The organism is Mesorhizobium temperatum, assembly GCF_002284575.1.
GTDB lineage: Bacteria > Pseudomonadota > Alphaproteobacteria > Rhizobiales > Rhizobiaceae > Mesorhizobium > Mesorhizobium temperatum.
On sequence record NZ_NPKJ01000040.1, the window covers coordinates 108,704 to 126,731 of the forward strand.

Annotated in this window: 13 protein-coding genes; 12 read left to right on the top strand and 1 reads right to left on the bottom strand. The window is 64.2% G+C overall.

What is annotated here, in order from left to right:
* The first annotated feature begins 16 nt into the window (after positions 1–16).
* The 5 genes from CIT26_RS37530 to CIT26_RS11715 all read left to right on the top strand — a co-directional run bounded on the left by CIT26_RS37530 (position 17) and on the right by CIT26_RS11715 (position 5,927).
* Positions 17–535 (top strand): amidase family protein, encoded by a 519-nt coding sequence (locus CIT26_RS37530; protein WP_245319367.1) that lies wholly within the window; start codon positions 17–19, stop codon positions 533–535.
* Positions 457–1,023 (top strand): amidase family protein, encoded by a 567-nt coding sequence (locus CIT26_RS37535; protein ID WP_245319368.1) that lies wholly within the window; start codon positions 457–459, stop codon positions 1,021–1,023. The genes CIT26_RS37530 and CIT26_RS37535 overlap by 79 nt, the downstream gene beginning before the upstream one ends.
* Positions 1,024–1,092: 69 nt before the next feature.
* Positions 1,093–2,298 (top strand): serine hydrolase domain-containing protein, encoded by a 1,206-nt coding sequence (locus CIT26_RS11705; RefSeq protein ID WP_095492712.1) that lies wholly within the window; start codon positions 1,093–1,095, stop codon positions 2,296–2,298.
* A complete protein-coding gene (locus CIT26_RS11710) occupies positions 2,295–3,476 on the top strand; it encodes a serine hydrolase domain-containing protein (protein ID WP_095492713.1) in 1,182 nt (393 codons plus the stop codon). Before CIT26_RS11705 ends, CIT26_RS11710 begins: the two co-directional genes overlap by 4 nt.
* Before the next feature lie 135 nt (positions 3,477–3,611).
* Positions 3,612–5,927 (top strand): Tex family protein, encoded by a 2,316-nt coding sequence (locus CIT26_RS11715; RefSeq protein WP_095492714.1) that lies wholly within the window; start codon positions 3,612–3,614, stop codon positions 5,925–5,927.
* Here the strand turns inward: CIT26_RS11715 and CIT26_RS11720 are convergent, their stop codons facing one another.
* Complete coding sequence (locus CIT26_RS11720) at positions 5,928–6,824, bottom strand: LysR family transcriptional regulator (protein ID WP_095492715.1); 897 nt, start codon at positions 6,822–6,824, stop codon at positions 5,928–5,930.
* A 158-nt stretch (positions 6,825–6,982) separates the two neighbouring features.
* On the opposite strand from CIT26_RS11720, the gene CIT26_RS11725 reads away from it, so the two are divergent.
* The 7 genes from CIT26_RS11725 (at position 6,983) to CIT26_RS11755 (ending at position 18,010) form a co-directional block, all read left to right on the top strand.
* A complete protein-coding gene (locus tag CIT26_RS11725; RefSeq protein WP_095492716.1) occupies positions 6,983–8,173 on the top strand; it encodes an acyl-CoA dehydrogenase in 1,191 nt (396 codons plus the stop codon).
* Between the two features lie 121 nt (positions 8,174–8,294).
* The gene (locus CIT26_RS11730) at positions 8,295–11,672 is read left to right on the top strand and encodes a transglutaminase family protein (protein ID WP_095492717.1); all 3,378 of its coding nucleotides are present in this window, start codon (positions 8,295–8,297) and stop codon (positions 11,670–11,672) included.
* A 6-nt stretch (positions 11,673–11,678) separates the two neighbouring features.
* Positions 11,679–14,084, top strand: coding sequence for a circularly permuted type 2 ATP-grasp protein (locus tag CIT26_RS11735; RefSeq protein ID WP_095492718.1), 2,406 nt, complete (start codon positions 11,679–11,681; stop codon positions 14,082–14,084).
* A gap of 24 nt (positions 14,085–14,108) precedes the next feature.
* The gene (locus CIT26_RS11740; RefSeq protein ID WP_095492719.1) at positions 14,109–14,993 is read left to right on the top strand and encodes a transglutaminase family protein; all 885 of its coding nucleotides are present in this window, start codon (positions 14,109–14,111) and stop codon (positions 14,991–14,993) included.
* A gap of 148 nt (positions 14,994–15,141) precedes the next feature.
* The gene (locus tag CIT26_RS11745; protein WP_095492720.1) at positions 15,142–16,248 is read left to right on the top strand and encodes a DNA topoisomerase IB; all 1,107 of its coding nucleotides are present in this window, start codon (positions 15,142–15,144) and stop codon (positions 16,246–16,248) included.
* A gap of 116 nt (positions 16,249–16,364) precedes the next feature.
* Positions 16,365–16,739 (top strand): YciI family protein, encoded by a 375-nt coding sequence (locus tag CIT26_RS11750; RefSeq protein ID WP_095492721.1) that lies wholly within the window; start codon positions 16,365–16,367, stop codon positions 16,737–16,739.
* Positions 16,736–18,010, top strand: a complete 1,275-nt coding sequence (locus CIT26_RS11755) for an RNA polymerase sigma factor (RefSeq protein ID WP_095492722.1) — start codon at positions 16,736–16,738, stop codon at positions 18,008–18,010. Before CIT26_RS11750 ends, CIT26_RS11755 begins: the two co-directional genes overlap by 4 nt.
* Positions 18,011–18,028: the final 18 nt, after the last annotated feature.

Here is an 18,028-nt window from a genome sequence, read left to right on the forward strand (position 1 = left end):
CTGGAGCGCGCCTACCATGTCCGATGTCGATCTTTGCTATATGCCGGCAAGCGAGGCGCTGAAGCGCTTCAAGGCAAAGAAGCTCTCACCGGTCGAACTGATGGAAGCGGTCATCAGCCAAGCCGCGGCAACGAAGGACACGGTCAACGCCTTCACCAACACGCATTTCGACGAGGCGATGGCGCTGGCCAAAAAAGCCGAGGCGAAATACGCCAAGGGCAAGAAAACGGGTCCGCTCGAGGGCCTGCCCATCGGCATCAAGGACGAAAGCTACATCAAGGGCAAGCCGACCACCGGCGGCTCGCTGATTATGAAGGGCTTCGTTGCCGACACCAGCTCGACCATGAATGAGCGGATCATTCGGGCTGGCGGCATCGTCCATGCACGCACGGCAACGCCGGAATTCTCCTGCGCGGCCTATACCTGGTCCAGACTGTGGGGCGTCACCCGCAATCCGTGGAACCCCAAGTTCACGCCCGGAGGCTCGTCGGGCGGCTCGGGCGCCTCGTCCTGGAGGCCGGGCTCGCCTATCTGAACCATTTGTTCGGTGCGTTCCTGTCGAAACTGCTGCGCGACCATGCCGACGAGATGACGACCTACGCCCGCAAGTTCGCCGAGGAGGGAGCAGTATCCAAGGCGACCGATTTCGTCGGCAGCCTGGAGGTGGCTGGCCGCATGTACATGACGCTTGGGCCGCTGCTCGAAAAGTACAATGTGCTGATCTGCCCGACCACGGCTCTGCCGTCAGTGCCGGCCGACTATGACCAATCGAAAGATGAGATCAGGATCAACGGCAAGCTGGTCAATCCCTCGCTGGGCTGGGTGATGACGACGCCGTTCAACACGATGAGCCGCTGTCCGGTGCTGTCGGTTCCATCCGGCCACGCAAAGAATGGCGTGCCGACAGGTATCCAGATCGTCGGCCGCACCTATAGCGACGAAGATGTGTTCCGCGCCGGCATGGCCTATGAGAAAGCAGTTGGTGGCTGGTACGGAGAAAAGACGCGTCGGCCGAAACTATGACGGGCGGCACGACCGCACTGAAAGCAAAACCGTCGGGACACCGCGGGACGACACTTCCCGGAGCATGCAATGACCTCCTACCGTAACAGTGAACCGGTGCCGCCGATCATGCAGGGCTCGCCGCCGCTGATGGTGCCGCCGAAGCTCGACTGGGACAGGGGACCCTGGAACCGCTGGACGTTCCAGCACATCCGCGAAATTCTGCCGACCGTCGAAGTCTGGCGCGGCAATGGCCATCGCCGCAGACTGGAGCGCGCCGAGGTCGATCTCGACGCGCTGCCGGTAAGCGACAGCACGGGCGCACCGACGACGCTGGCCGGGCTGCTGGACGAAACCTATACGGATGGGTTCGTCGTGCTCAAGGACGGCAAGATCGCCTATGAGCGCTATTTCAACGGCATGACCGACCGCACGCTGCATTTGTCGCAGTCGATGGCGAAATCGGTCACGGGCTCGGTATTCGGCATACTGGCCGGGCGCGGCCTGATCGATCCCGCCATGCCGGTGACGACTTATCTGCCGGAGCTGGAAGCTACCGGCTGGGCGGGCGCCAGCGTGCAGCATGTGCTCGATATGACGACAGGCGTGCGCTTTTCCGAGGAATACACCGACCGCTATTCCGACATCGGTCAGGTCGATGTCGCCAGTGGCTGGAAACCGGTGCCGCCGGGCAGCGACCCGGCCTTCGAGTGGCCGTCGCATATGTTCGAATTGATCCTGGGGCTCAAGGAGACAAGCCGGCCGCATGGCGCTGCGTTCGAATATCGTTCGATCGAGACCGACGTGCTCGCCTTCATCATGGAGCGGGTGACCGGCAAGCGGCTGGCGCAGCTGGTCTCGGAAGAACTCTGGCAAAAGCTCGGGGCGGATGAAAGCGCCTGCTTCACCGTCGACAGCGCCGGCTACGCCATCGCCGACGGCGGTTTCAACGCCACGCTGCGCGACTATGGCCGTTTCGGCCAGCTGATCCTCGACGATGGCGGCGGCGTCGTGCCGGCCGGCTGGATCGAGGCAACGCGCACCGGCAGGCATGGCCCCGAATTCAATCCCAGCCTGCCGGAAGGCAGCTACCGCAACCAGTTCTGGATCGAGGACCCGCGTTCGCGCGCGCTGATGTGCCGGGGCGTGTTCGGGCAGCTGATCCATATCGACTGGAACACGAGAATGGTCGTGGTGAAACTTTCGAGCTACCCGGATTTCACCAGCATCGCCTTTTCGGTGGCGACGCTGAAAGCCGTGCACGCGATCGCCGCCGCGTTGAGGAACACGCCATGACCGGTAAGACCGCGTTCGAGACCAGATACGGCTTTGCCCGCAACCAGGTGCTACTCGGCAACTGGCGCGAAAGCCCGTTCAGCCGGTGGTCATTCAAGAATGTCGGGGAGTTGGTGCCGAGCGCACGTGTCGCTGCAGCGTCAAGCGGCAGTGAGGCGCCGGCACAGGATCTTTACGGGCTGCTTGGCGAAAAGATCGCGCTGGCTGGCGGACCGGAGACTGTTGCGGCCTTTCTCACGCGTTCCGATACCGACGCGCTGACGATCATGAAAGGCGGCAAAATCGTCGGCGACTGGTTCGCACCGCATATGGAGTTCGGTGCCCGCCACATCATCTTCTCGATCAGCAAGTCGCTGACCGCCATTCTGGCCGGCATATTGGAAGGCGAGGGGATTTTTGATCCGCAGGCTCCGGTGACCCGCTATCTGCCGGAAGCTGCCGGCTCGGCCTATGGCGATGCCAGCGCGCGGCATGTGCTCGACATGACCGTCAGCCTCGACTTCGAAGAAGCCTATCTCGATCCGGAAAGCGCCTTTGCCCGCTATCGCCGTGCGACGCTGTGGAATCCGGATGGCGGCACGGAAAGCCTGGCCGACTTCATCCTGACGCTGCAGCGCCTTGCCGAGCCGCATGGCCGGACCTTCCGCTACCGCTCGCCCAATTCCGATCTGCTCGGCATCCTGCTCGAACGCGCGTCCGGCCAGCGCTTCGCAGAGCTGTTGCGCGAGAAATTTTGGCTGCCGCTTGGTGCAACGAGCGAAGCGTCGGTAACGGTCGACAGGGAAGGCACCGGGCGCACGGCTGGCGGCATTTCGGTGACGCCGCGCGATCTGGCGCGTGTCGGCGAGATGATGCGGCAGGGCGGCATGGCCAATGGCCGCCGCATCGTGCCGGAAGCCTGGGTGCGCGACACTGTCAGCACAGGCGGAGACACCGAGGCCTGGCAGCGTGGCACGATGGCATTCCTCTTCCCGAAAGGCCGCTACCGCAACAAATGGTATCAGACGGGCGCGGCAAGCGGCGCCTTCTGCGGCATCGGCATCCACGGCCAGTGGCTCTATGTCAATCCCAAGGCGGAGGTCGTCATCGCAAAGATGTCGTCGCAGCCGGAGCCGGTCGACGAGCCGCTCGATGTCGATATGGTCACTTTCTTCGAAGCGCTGAGCCGGATGGTCTGAGCCAATCCAGGTACCCGCAGCACGGTATCGCAGCTTTCCTGTGGACCTGTCAGGGTGATCGAAAACGCCGCGGTTGGCGGAGCGACGCTCTGCGCTTATGGTCGCCGCTCTTTTCGACAGGACAGCAGGAACGACATGGCATCCGACATCAAGCGCATCGCAGCAATCATCGCAGCCGAGATCGCGGCCCGGCCCGAACAGGCCGCGGCGGCGATCGGGCTGCTGGACGAAGGTGCGACGGTGCCGTTCGTGGCGCGCTACCGCAAGGAAGTCACCGGCGGCCTGGACGACACGCAACTGCGCCTGCTTGCCGAGCGGCTCGCCTATCTGCGCGAGCTCGACGCGCGCCGCGACACCATTCTCGGTTCGATCCGCGAGCAGGGCAAGCTGACCGAAGAGCTTGAAACCAAGATCGCGGCCGCCGCCACCAAGGCGGAACTCGAAGACATCTATCTGCCCTACAAGCCGAAGCGCCGGACTAAGGCCGAGATCGCGCGAGAGCGTGGCTTGGGGCCGCTGGCCGAGGCTATCCTCGCCGACCGCGCGGCGGTGCCCGCCGAACTGGCGCTGGCCTACATCAGCGAAGAGGTGGCCGATGCCAAGGCGGCGCTCGAGGGCGCGCGCGACATCCTGTCCGAGCAGTTCGCCGAGAATGCCGATCTGGTCGGCAGACTGCGGAGCTACATGAAGGAACGGGCCTTCATGCGGTCGCGCGTCGTCGACGGCAAGCAGGAGGCTGGTGCGAAATTCTCCGACTATTTCGACCATGTCGAGCGCTGGGCCAACGTGCCGAGCCATCGCGCGCTGGCCATGTTGCGCGGCCGCAACGAAGAGGTGCTGTCGCTCGACATCGAGGTCGATGCCGACGACGCGTCACCAGAGAAGCCGGTCGAACGCATGATTGCCGACGCCTACGCCATCGGCCGCCAGTTGCCGGGCGACCGCTGGCTGATGGAGGTGGCCGGCTGGACCTGGCGCATAAAGCTGTCGCTGCACCTGACGCTCGATTTGATGCGGGATCTGCGCGAGCGGGCCGAGGAGGAGGCGATCCATGTCTTCGCCCGCAATCTGAAGGATTTGCTGCTCGCGGCACCCGCCGGCTCGCGCGCCACGATGGGGCTCGACCCCGGCATCCGCACCGGCGTCAAGGTGGCGGTGGTGGACGGCACAGGCAAGTTGCTGGCGACAACGACGGTCTATCCGTTTCCGCCAAGGAACGATGTGCGCGGCACGCAAGCCGAACTGGCGAAACTCATCCGCCTGCACAAGGTCGAGTTGATTTCCATCGGCAACGGCACCGGCAGCCGCGAGACGGAAAGGCTGGTGGCCGACATGCTGTCCGACATGCCTGCCGAGTCCCGGCCGAAGCCGCTCAAGGCGATCGTCAGCGAGGCGGGTGCCTCGGTCTATTCCGCCTCGGCAACGGCAGCGGCGGAATTTCCCGGCCTCGACGTGTCGCTGCGCGGCGCGGTGTCGATCGCGCGGCGGCTGCAGGATCCGCTCGCCGAACTGGTCAAGATCGAGCCGAAGTCGATCGGCGTCGGCCAGTATCAGCATGACGTCGACCAGTATCGGCTCGGCCGCTCGCTGGAAGCGGTGGTCGAGGACGCGGTCAATGCCGTCGGCGTCGACCTCAACACCGCCTCGGCGCCGCTTCTGGCGCGGGTTTCGGGCCTTGGCACATCGCTGGCCGAAGCGATCATCGCTCACCGTGATGCGGCGGGCCCTTTCGCCAGCCGTCGTGACCTGCTGAAGGTGGCGCGGCTCGGACCGCGCGCGTTCGAGCAATGCGCCGGCTTCCTGCGCATTCCCAACGGCAGCGAACCGCTCGATGCCTCGGCCGTGCATCCGGAAGCCTATGGTGTGGCGAAAAAGATTGTTGCGGCCTGCGGACGTGACCTCCGTTCGCTGATGGGCGACAGTGCCGCTCTCAAGGCGCTCGATCCGCGTGTCTTCGTCGATGAGCGGTTCGGCCTGCCGACGGTGCGCGATATCCTAGCGGAACTGGAAAAGCCCGGCCGCGACCCGCGCCCCGGTTTTAAGACCGCGACCTTTGCCGACGGCATCGACGACATCAAGGATTTGAAGCCTGGAATGCTGCTGGAAGGCACCGTCACCAATGTCGCCGCGTTTGGCGCCTTCGTCGATATCGGCGTGCATCAGGACGGCTTGGTGCATGTCTCGCAATTGGCCGACCGTTTCATCAAGGACGCGCATGAGGTGGTCAAAGCCGGCGACGTGGTCAAGGTGCGCGTCGTCGAAATCGACATCAAGCGCAAGCGCATCGGCTTGTCGATGCGTAAGGACGGCGATGGTGGCGCATCGAAGGGACCTCGCGACAATGGCGGCAAACCGGTGCCGCGAGCGCCGGCGCCGCAGCGTCAGCCGGAGCGGCCGGCGCAACAGGGCGCGTTCGGCGCCGCGTTGGCGGATGCGTTGAAGCGTAAGTAGCTATTTCTCCGGCGGCACATGGGCCAGCAGCCAGTCGCGAAAACTGGCGACTGGTGGATGGCCGCGCTTGTCGTGCGGCACGACGAGATAGTAGGCGCTGCGGCTCTGCATCGGCCGGCCCGGCGCCGGGACGAGCTGGCCGCGCTGCAACTCGCCTGAGATGAGGACCTGCGGCAGCAGCGCCACGCCAAGCCCGGCCATGCAGGCCTGGGCGGCGGTGCCGAATTGCTCGAACTGCATGCCCGGTCCGGTCGGCGCGCTTAAACCCTGGTGCTCGAACCACTCGGTCCATGCGCCGGGCCGCGTCGCCATATGCAGCAGCGGCAGGCGGCCGATGTCGGCGGGTGTGGCAAGGTCCCGGCCGGCCAGAAATTCAGGCGACACGACAGGCACCACCGTCTCGCGCACCAGCAGCGTCGAGTCGGCATCCGGCCAGTCGGGCAGGCCGAAATGGATGGCGGCATCGAGTCGTTCGCGGGCGAAGTCGAAGCGGCCGATGCGAGTGACGAAATTGATGGTGATGTCGGGGTTGTTTTCAACGAAATCCGGGATGAGCGGCATCAGCCAGCGCGTGCCGAAGGTCGGCAGGATGGCGAGATTCAAGATGCCACTATGCCGATTGCTCATCAATCCCAGGGCTGCATCGCGCAAGTGCCCAAGGGCGGCGCGCACCGCTTCGGCATAGATCTCACCTGCCGCCGACAGTCTGACATTGCGGCTGTCGCGATCGAACAGCCGGCGGCCAAACTGGTCCTCCAGAAGCTTGATCTGCCGGCTGACGGCGCCCTGGGTCAGATCGAGCTCCTGCGCGGCGGCGGTGAAGCTGCCCAACCGGGCCACCGCCTCGAAGGCGGCAAGGGCGCTGATACCAGGCAAAAGGCGGCGCTGTACGTTCATAATCCATTACTATCGCTCATTGATCGCCGAAGCAATTTCGTTTGATTTTTTCGAGCTGGAAGCCGATAAGCCGCGCACTTCATGATTTTTGTTTATGCAGTTATCCCAAAACCGCCGAACATTTCTGGGTAACATGCAAGAGTTTGGGAGACCGAGCCATGGCCGCCGACAAGAATGCATTCGTCTGGGACGATCCTTTCCTGATCGAGAACCAGCTTTCGGAAGACGAACGGATGGTGCGTGATGGCGCCGCGGCATTCGCGGCCGACAAGCTCGCTCCCAGAATCGAGGAAGCCTATCTCGAGGAAAAGACCGATGCCGGGATCTTTCGCGAGATGGGCGAGGCAGGCCTGCTCGGCATCACCATCCCCGAGGAATATGGCGGGCTCGGTGCCAACTATGTCACCTATGGACTGGTGGCGCGGGAAGTCGAGCGCATCGACTCGGGCTATCGCTCGATGATGAGCGTGCAGTCGTCGCTGGTGATGTATCCAATCCATGCCTATGGCTCGGAAGAACAACGCAGGAAGTACCTGCCGAAGCTCGCCAGCGGCGAATGGATCGGCTGCTTCGGCCTGACCGAGCCGGATGCCGGTTCCGACCCGGGCGGTATGAAGACGCGGGCCGAAAAGACGGCGAGCGGCTACAAGATCTCCGGCTCGAAAATGTGGATTTCCAACGCGCCGATCGCCGACTTATTTGTCGTCTGGGCGAAATCGGCCGCGCATGACAACGAGATTCGCGGCTTCGTGCTGGAAAAAGGCATGAAGGGGCTGTCGGCGCCGAAGATCGGCGGCAAGCTGTCGCTTCGTGCATCGATCACCGGCGAAGTGGTGATGGAAGGTGTCGAGGTCGACGAAGACGCGCTGCTGCCTAATGTCTCCGGCCTGAAGGGGCCGTTCGGCTGCCTCAACCGGGCGCGTTATGGCATTTCCTGGGGGGCGATGGGTGCGGCGGAAGATTGCTGGCACCGCGCTCGCCAATATGGCCTCGACCGCAAGCAATTCGGCAAGCCGCTGGCCGGCATGCAGCTTTTCCAGAAGAAGCTCGCCGACATGCAGACCGAGATCGCGCTCGGCCTGCAGGGCAGCTTACGAGTTGGGCGGCTGATGGATGAAGGCAAGATGGCGCCTGAGATGATCTCGATCGTCAAGCGCAACAATTGCGGCAAGGCGCTCGACATTGCCCGCCAGGCCCGTGACATGCATGGCGGCAACGGCATCCAGATCGGCTACCATGTAATGCGCCACGCGCAGAACCTGGAGACGGTCAACACCTATGAGGGCACGCATGACGTGCATGCGCTGATCCTCGGGCGGGCGCAGACGGGGTTGCAGGCGTTTTTCTGAGCGACCCCTAGACCGGCAACGCTGCTTAATTTAGGTGCAGCGCAACATCTCTGCTTGGAGAATGGCCAGCATTTGTGTCAGGGTTCGGCGATATCGTTTGAACGCCGACTTTCGGGGCCCCATGGCAATTCTGGCAGCCGTCTACCACCTGACCCATTACAAATATGACCGGCCGGTTGTTCTCGGCCCTCAGGTCATCAGGCTGCAGCCGGCGCCGCATTCCCGCACCAAGGTGCTCAGCCATTCGCTGAAGGTCGAGCCGGCGAACCACTTCGTCAATCTGCAGCAGGACCCTTACGGCAACTTCCTTGCCCGCTTCGTGTTTCCAGAACCGGTGGCGGAACTGAAGATCGAGGTCGACCTCGTCGCCGACATGACGGTCTACAATCCGTTCGATTTCTTCGTCGAGCCGTCGGCCGAGATCTTTCCATTCGAATACCCGGAAGAGATCAGCGCCGATCTCGCCATCTACCGGACGCCGGAACCGGCCGGACCGCTGCTGTCGGCGTTCCTGCAAACCATCGATCGCAGCCCGACCAACACCGTCAATTTCGTCGTCGACCTCAATGCGCGCCTGCAGCGCGAGATCGCCTATATCGTGCGCATGGAAACCGGCGTTTTTTCGCCGGAGGAAACGCTGGCCGCCAAGAAAGGCTCGTGCCGCGACACGAGCTGGCTGCTGGTGCAGATCCTGAGGAACCTCGGCATCGCTGCGCGCTTCGTTTCCGGCTACCTAATCCAGCTAAAGCCCGACCTCGTCGCGCTTGACGGACCGCCCGGCACTGCCGTCGACTTCACCGATCTCCATGCCTGGTGCGAGGTCTACCTGCCGGGCGCCGGCTGGATCGGCTTCGACCCGACCTCCGGACTGCTCACCGGCGAAAGCCATGTGCCGCTCGCCGCAACGCCGCATTTCCGCAACGCCGCGCCGATTTCCGGCATGGCGAGCTTCGCCAATGTCGAGTTCGGCTTCGACATGCGGGTCGACCGCATCGCCGAGCATCCACGCATCACCAAGCCGTTCTCGGATGAAAGCTGGCAGGCGCTCGATGCGCTGGGCAACCGGGTCGACGCCGCGCTCGATGCCGGGGACGTGCGGCTGACCATGGGTGGCGAGCCGACCTTCGTGTCGATCGACGATTTCGAGGCGGAGGAGTGGAATACTGCCGCCGTCGGCCCGACAAAACGCGAAAAGGCCGATGCGCTGATCCGCCGGCTGCGTGAGCGTTTCGCGCCCGGCGGCTTCCTGCACTACGGGCAGGGCAAGTGGTATCCGGGCGAAAGCCTGCCGCGCTGGACGTTCTCGCTGTACTGGCGCGCCGACGGCGAGCCGGTGTGGAGCGACCCATCGCTGATCGCACGGGAAAACAGCGAAGCAGATGTCGGACCGAAGCAGGCTGAAGGCCTGCTGACGGCGATTGCCGATGAACTCGGCATCGACAAGACCATGGTCAGCGAAGCCTATGAGGACCCGGGCGAGTGGCTGCTCAAGGAAGGCAAGCTGCCGGAGAACGTCGATCCGTCCAATTCGAAGCTGGACGACCCCGAGGAGCGCAGCCGCATGGCGCGGGTGTTCGAACGCGGCCTGACCAAGCCGTCGGGCTATGTATTGCCTGTCCAGCGCTGGAACAGCCAGGCGTCGGGACCGCGCTGGCGTTCGGAGAGATGGAAAACGCGGCGCGGCAGGCTGTTTCTGGTGCCGGGCGATTCACCGGTCGGCTACCGCCTGCCGCTGGGCACGCTTCCCTATGTGCCGCCGGCGCAGTTCCCCTACATCGTGCCGGTCGATCCTTCCCTGCCGCGCGGGCCATTGCCGGCGCGCGAGGCTATTTTGCCTGAAGCCGCTCCCTTGTCGGAGGCTGCACCGGCCGAACTTGAAGGCGCCGACGAAATGGCGCGCCGCCAGCAGGCGGCGTCCTTCACCGCCGCGACCGGCCAGCAGGACCGTGTCGAACAGGAGATCACCGAGATCGGCGGCGCGGTACGCACCGCGCTCTCGGTCGAGCCGCGCGATGGACGGCTTTGTGTGTTCATGCCGCCGGTCGAGGCGCTGGAAGATTATCTCGAATTGGTCGCGGCGGCCGAGAATGCGGCAAAGGCTATCGGCCTGCCGGTGCATATCGAGGGCTACGGCCCGCCGCACGATCCGCGCCTCAACGTCATCCGCGTGGCTCCCGATCCCGGCGTCATCGAAGTGAACATCCATCCGGCTGCGAACTGGCAGGACTGCGTGGCGACGACCACAGCGATCTACGAGGAGGCGCGGCAGACGCGGCTTGGCGCTGACAAGTTCATGATCGACGGCCGCCATACCGGCACCGGCGGCGGCAACCATGTCGTCGTCGGCGGCGCGACGCCTAACGACAGTCCGTTCCTGCGCCGCCCCGACTTGCTGAAGAGCCTTGTGCTGCAATGGCAGCGCCGTCCGTCGCTGTCCTATCTGTTCTCAGGCCTGTTCATCGGCCCGACCAGCCAGGCGCCGCGTTTCGACGAGGCGCGCCACGATTCGCTCTACGAGCTCGAGATCGCGATGGCGCAGGTGCCGCATCCGGACAAGGGTCGGGCCCCGCTGCCGTGGTTGGTCGACCGGCTGTTCCGAAATCTTCTGACAGACGTGACAGGGAATACCCACCGCTCGGAAATCTGCATCGACAAGCTGTTTTCGCCGGACGGCCCGACCGGCCGGTTGGGGCTGGTCGAGTTCCGCGGCTTCGAAATGCCGCCCAATGCGCGCATGAGCCTCGCGCAGCAATTGCTGGTGCGCGCCATTATCGCCCGCGCCTGGAAGAGCCCGCTCGATGGCCGCTTCGTGCGCTGGGGCACGTCGCTGCATGACCGTTTCATGCTGCCGCACTATGTCTGGGCTGACTTTCTCGACGTGCTGGACGATCTCAAGCTGAACGGCTTTGAATTCCGTCCCGAATGGTTCGACGCGCAGCTCGAATTCCGCTTCCCGTTCTGCGGCGAGGTCCAGCATGCCGGCATCAAGCTGGAACTGCGGCAGGCGCTGGAGCCGTGGCATGTCATGGGCGAGCAGGGCGCCATCGGCGGAACCGTGCGCTTCGTCGATTCCTCGGTCGAGCGGCTGCAGGTGAAGACCGAAGGGCTCAACCCGGAGCGTCACGCCGTCGTCTGCAACGGCCGCATCGTGCCGATGAAGATGACCGACACCAGAGAGATCGCGGTTGCAGGGGTCCGCTTCAAGGCCTGGCAGCCGGCATCGGGGCTGCATCCCGCGCTGCCGGTCAACACGCCGCTGGTCTTCGACATCTACGATCGGTGGTCGGGCCGGGCGGTCGGCGGCTGCGTCTACCATGTCGCGCATCCCGGCGGGCGCAGCTACGACACCTTCCCTGTCAACGGCAACGAAGCGGAGGCACGGCGGCTCGCCCGCTTCGAGCCGCGCGGCCATACGCCGTCCGGCTACGTGCTGCGCGACGAACAAGCCTCTGAGGATTTCCCGATGACCCTTGACCTACGGCGACCTGCAAGACTCTGATCAGCCATGGCAAAGGGGAATCACAAGAAAATACGCGGCTGGCCGCACAACCTGCTGGAGCACTACCAGCCGATCGACGGCGTCGTCGACGAGATGGTCGATGCATCAGGCAATCCCCGCCCGGTCTGGAAGGAGTTCATCGAGGCACTGGAAGAACTGGGGCCCGAAAAGCTGGCCCAGCGCTTCGCCCGCGCCGACCAGTATCTGCGCGACGCCGGCGTCTATTACCGCGTCTACGACAAGGCCGGCGCCAATGAGCGCGAATGGCCGCTGGCGCATGTACCGCTGCTGATCGAGGAGCAGGAATGGGCCGCGATCAGTGCCGGCCTGGTTCAGCGGGCCGAGCTGTTCGAGGAAACGATCGCCGATATCTACGGGCCGAACCGCCTGGTCGAGAAGGGCATCCTGCCGGCGGGGCTGATCGCGGCCAGCCCGGAATATTTGCGGCCCGTCGTCGGCACCAGACCGGCCAGCGGCCATTTCCTGCATTTCTGCGCCTTCGAGCTCGGCCGTGGACCGGACGGCCGCTGGTGGGTGCTGGGTGACCGCACGCAGGCGCCGTCGGGTGCCGGCTTTGCGCTGGAAAACCGCGTCGCCACCACGCGCGCGCTGTCCGACATCTATGGCGAGATGCATGTGCACCGCCTTGCCGGCTTCTTCCGTCGCTTTCGCGACGCGCTGAACGGTATGGCCAAGATATCAGGCGGCCGTGTCGCCATCCTGACGCCGGGGCCGCTCAACGAAACCTACTACGAACATGCCTATATCGCCCGCTACCTCGGCATCATGCTGCTCGAAGGCGAGGATCTGACCGTCTCCGGCGGCCGGCTTATGGTGCGCACCGTTTCGGGGTTGATGCCGGTCAGCGTGCTTTGGCGACGGCTCGACGCCGCCTTCGCCGATCCGCTGGAGTTGCGGCCGGATTCGCAGATCGGCACGCCAGGGCTGGTCGAGGCGATCCGCCGGGGGGCCGTTTCAGCCGTCAACGCGCTCGGCTCCGGGCTGATGGAAACGCGGGCGATGTTCGCCTTCCTGCCGAAGATTTCGCGCGAATTGCGCAACGAGGAGCTTCTGCTGCCGAGCGTCGCGACGTGGTGGTGCGGGCGGGACACGGAACGCGACCATGTGCTGGCTAACCTCGACCGCATGGTGATTGGTCCGGCGCTGTCGACACGGCTTGCCTTCGAGGACGACGATTGCACGAGGCTTGGCTCGGCGCTGGTTGCCGGGGAGCGGGCCGAACTGATAGCACTGATCGAGCAGAACGGCGGCGACTTTGTCGGACAGGAAGCGGTGACGCTTTCGACCACGCCGGTCTATGTCGGCGGCTGGCTGGAGCCGCGGCCAGCAGCCCTGCGCGTCTATCTGGCGCGAACGCCGGAAGGCTGGACAGTGATGCCCGGCGGTTTTGCCCGCGTCGGCTTTTCGCTCGACCCGACCGCAATCGCCATGCAGCGCGGCGGCCAGGCAGCGGATGTTTGGGTGGTCAGCGACAGACCGGTGGAGCGCGAGACGCTGCTGCCGCAGGAGCATGACAGCTTCACCCGTACCTTGCCGGGCAGCCTGCCCAGCCGCGCGGCGGAAAACCTGACATGGCTCGGCCGCTATATCGAGCGATCGGAAGACACGGTGCGCATCCTGCGCGCCTATCATGTGCGGCTGGCCGAGGCCTCCGACCCGGATATGCCGCTGCTTGCCGATATCAGAGACTATCTCGAACCGTTCGGCATAGACGTCGAAACCGCGATCCCGCCGGGGCTGATCGGCACCTTGGACAGCGCCGTCTACAGCGCCGGACAGATTCGCGACCGCTTCTCGCCCGATGGCTGGCTGGCGCTGAAGGATCTGTCGAAGACCATTCATCAATTCGCGACAACGGTGGCGCCGGGCGATGATGCGACGCGGGCGATGACGGTCATCCTGCGCAAGCTCGCCGGGTTTTCCGGCCTGCTGCATGAAAATATGTACCGCTTCACCGGCTGGCGCTTCCTGGAGATCGGCCGGCGGTTGGAACGCGGCATCCAGATCGCCCGCACGCTCGTCCGGTTGACCAGGACTGCGGCGCCGGACGGCGCGCTCGACATGATGCTGGAGATCGGCGACAGCGTCATGACCCACCGGCGGCAGTATCCAGTGCAGGCCGGCCGGCGCACGGTGATCGACCTCCTGGTGCTCGATCCGCTCAACCCGCGCTCCATCCTGTTCCAGCTCGAGCGGCTGAAGGCCGAAATCGCGCTGTTGCCCTCTGTCGGCAGCGAGGGGCACATGTCGCCGGCGGCGAAGGAGATCCTGCAGCTCAACACGGCAATCGCCATCAAGGAGCCCTCGGACATGACGGCGAAGGCCCTGGACGATCTCGCCACCGAGATCGGCGGCCTCTACAACAGCCTCGCCAAAGCCTATTTCGGCTAAGGACGGGTTCGGATAAAGGCGGGCATGCTCTACGACATCAGGCTCAATCTGCGTTACGATTACGATGCTGCGGCGGGCGGCGGCCGCCATCAGGTGCGCGTGCTGCCGCCGACGATATCGGGCGTGCAGCGCGTGATCGCCGCTTCGCTGTCCTTCGCGCCGACGCCGAGCGAACGCTCGGATTTTTCCGATTTCTTTGGCAACAATGTCACGTCGATCGCCTTTCGCGACGTTCACGATGCGCTCGACATCAGGATGAGCGCGCGCGTCGCGGTTTCGCGGCCGGAACCCGGGCTTGACGTGTCGCCCGACATTCGCCGGCTGAGGGAGGAACTCGATGCGGTGCGGTCGCTGTCGCCTGATACACCGCATCACTTTCTGGCCGCCAGCGACCATGCTGGCATCGATGCTGATATCACGGGTTACGCGCGGAGCAGTGCCGGCAACTCCGCTGTCAGCACGGCCATGGACCTGTGCAACCGTATCTACCGCGATTTCACCTATGATGGCGAGGCGACTACGGTGCAGACCCGGGCAAGCGATGCCTTTGACCTGAAGCGGGGCGTCTGCCAGGACTTTTCGCATATCATGATCGCCGGCCTGCGCGGCATGGGTATCCCTGCCGGCTATGTCAGCGGGTTCCTGCGCACCATTCCGCCGCGCGGAAAACCGCGGCTGGAAGGGGCCGACGCCATGCATGCCTGGGTGAAGGTGTGGTGCGGGCGCGACACCGGATGGCAGGAGTTCGATCCGACCAACGGCATGCGGGCAAGCAACGACCACATCACCGTCGGCCACGGCCGCGACTACTCGGATGTCGCGCCGATCGTCGGCATCCTGAAGACGACCGGAGGGCAGGTCGGCGAGCAAGCGGTCGACGTCATTCCGGTCGTGCTCGAGAAAGCATGACGGCAGGCGATGCCGCATCGATTTGTAAGCGCTGAACATAGACGGAAGACGGGTTCTCATGCGGTGAGCCTGACATGTTTGTGAAAGCCATGGCGGAACCAGCGGCCGGTCCGGCGCTTATCTACGGGAAATTTCTCGCGGAGAGGACATGCTGGATAAATCCGGGTCGCCGTCCGGCCGATTGGCTGCCGGGGATGTTGCACCAAGAAAGGGAACGCCGAAGAATGGTGGGGAGGCCTCGGCCGATCGAGCCTCGCTGGCCTATGTCACCGATACCGAGCCCGGTATCCGCCGTTTTAGGACTGGCAGGGGATTTTCATACAAAGGACCTGACGGGCAGGGTGTCGACGACGACACTATGGCCCGCATCAAGGCGCTCGCCATACCGCCGGCGTGGACGGATGTGTGGATCTCGCCGGATGCTGACGGTCACATTCAGGCGACGGGCCGGGATCAGCGTGGGCGTAAGCAATATCGGTATCATGCGCTGTGGGCGGAGGAGCGTGACGGCGTCAAATATTCGAGCCTGGTTGCCTTTGCAGAAAGCCTGCCTGAGCTGCGGCGCCAGATCGATGCCGATCTGCGCCGTCACGGCCTGCCGCTGGAACGCGTTGTCGCCGCTGTGGTCTGGCTGCTCGACAGCACGATGATCCGCGTCGGCAATGCCGCCTACGCTCGCGACAACAACAGCTTCGGGCTGACCACGCTGCGCGACCGTCATGTCGACATCAATGGCTCGAGCCTGCGTTTCGCTTTCAAAGGCAAGTCCGGCAAGGAATGGAAGCTGAAGCTCGTCGATCGCCGGATTGCCAGGATCGTGCGCGGGGCGCAGGATCTGCCGGGCCAGAAGCTGTTCCAGTATCTCGACGAGGACGGGAGCAGGCGACCGATTCGCTCCGACGACGTCAACCGCTACATCAGGGAGAACGCAGGGGACGATTTCAGCTCGAAGCATTTCCGAACCTGGGGCGGCACCATCCATGCTGCGTCACTGTTTGCGCAAACCGAACGACCCGAAAGCCAGGCACAACAGAAGCGGGTGATGAACGGCGTCATCGACAAGGTGGCCGAGCGGCTGGGCAACACGCGCGCCATCTGCCGCAGGTGTTACATCCACCCGCAAGTTTTCGAAGCCTGGTCCGAAGGACGGCTGCTCAGCGAAATGGCGGATGTGAACAAGCGGAAGCGATCGATACTCGGTCTTGATGACGAAGAAGCCCTCGTTCTGAGATGGCTGAAGGCGCAGGAAAGCTGAACCGAACAGAGCAGCCACAGGCTTTCATTGCGCTGGCAGGACGTAATTTTTTTTATCGACGTTATGTCGGGATAGGTCCTAATGTTTCGTCCTTTGACAGAGAAAAGGACACACCCATGCTCTACGCTATCCTCTGCTATGCCTCCGAAGACGTCGTCTGCTCCTGGAGCAAGGAACAGGACGATGCCGTCATGGAAAAACTCCTGGGCGTGCAGGAAAAATACGCTCAGGCGGGCCGGCTTGGCCCGGTGGCGCGGCTGCTGCCCACAACCGCTGCGACAACGCTGAGAAAGGTCAAGGGCGAAGCGGTCGTCATCGACGGACCATTTGCCGAAACCAAGGAACAGTTCCTCGGCTTCTACACGCTCGAATGCGCCGATCTCGACGAGGCCGTCGACTTTGCGCGCGAACTTTCCGAGGTCAACCCGAGCGGCGGCTCCTACGAAATACGGCCGGTTTCGCTCTTCAAACCCGCCAGGATTCCCGCATGACCGATCTCACCTGGATCAGCACGGCGATCAGCACCGCCCGCCCACAAGCGATGGGCGCGCTGCTGCGCTACTTCCGCGATCTCGATGCGGCGGAAGAAGCTTTCCAGGACGCGTGCCTGCGAGCTCTGAAGAACTGGCCGACAAACGGCCCGCCGCGTGATCCGGCAGCCTGGCTGATCTTCGTTGGCCGTAACAGCGGCATCGACGCGGTACGCAAGCGGGCCAAGCAGGCGCCGCTGCCGGAAGAGGACCAGATCTCCGATCTGGAGGATGCCGAGACTGATATTGCCGAACGGCTGGACGGCGCGCATTACCGCGATGACATATTGCGGCTGCTGTTCATCTGCTGCCATCCCGACCTGCCGGCGACGCAGCAGATCGCCGTGGCGCTGCGCATTGTTTCAGGCCTGAGCGTCAAGCAGATCGCCCGCGCCTTTCTCGTCGGTGAAAGCGCCATGGAGCAGCGCATCACACGTGCCAAGGCGCGCATCGCCGATGCCGGCGTGCCGTTCGAGACGCCCGGTGCGGTCGAGCGGTCCGAACGGCTCGCCGCCGTCGCCGCGATGGTCTACCTGATCTTCAACGAAGGCTATTCGACCAACAGCGGCGAGGCGCCGGCCCGGGCGCCGCTCTGCGAAGAGGCAATCCGGCTGGCCCGGCTGCTGCTCAGGCTGTTCCAGACCGAGCCGGAGATCATGGGCCTGACGGCGCTCTTGCTTCTCCAGCATGCGCGTGCGCCGGCGCGTTTCGACGAGAACGGCGAAATCGTGCTGCTCGAAGACCAGGACCGCAGCCTGTGGAGCCGCAAGATGATCGACGAGGGGCTGGCGCTGGTCGACAAGGCGCTGCGCCATCAGAAGCCCGGTCCCTACCAGGTGCAGGCGGCGATCGCCGCCCTGCATGCGCGGGCGGAAAAGCCTGAGGACACGGACTGGAACGAGATCGAGCTGCTCTACAGCCTGCTCGAGCAGATGCAGCCGTCGCCGGTGGTGACGCTCAATCGCGCCGTCGCGGTCGCCAAGGTGCGCGGGCCGGAAGCGGCACTTGCCATGATCGAGCCGTTGGAACAAAGGCTTTCCGGCTATTTCCATTTCTTCGGCCTCAAGGGCGGACTGCTGATGCAGCTCGGTCGTGGTGAGGAGGCGCGCATCGCCTTCGACCGCGCGATCGCGCTTGCCAACACGGCCGCCGAGGCCGCCCATATCCGCATGCATATCGACCGGCTGATGAAGGAAGGCACCGCGCGGGGAACCGCGCAGACAGCGCGCTGAACGAATCGCTGGTTCAAC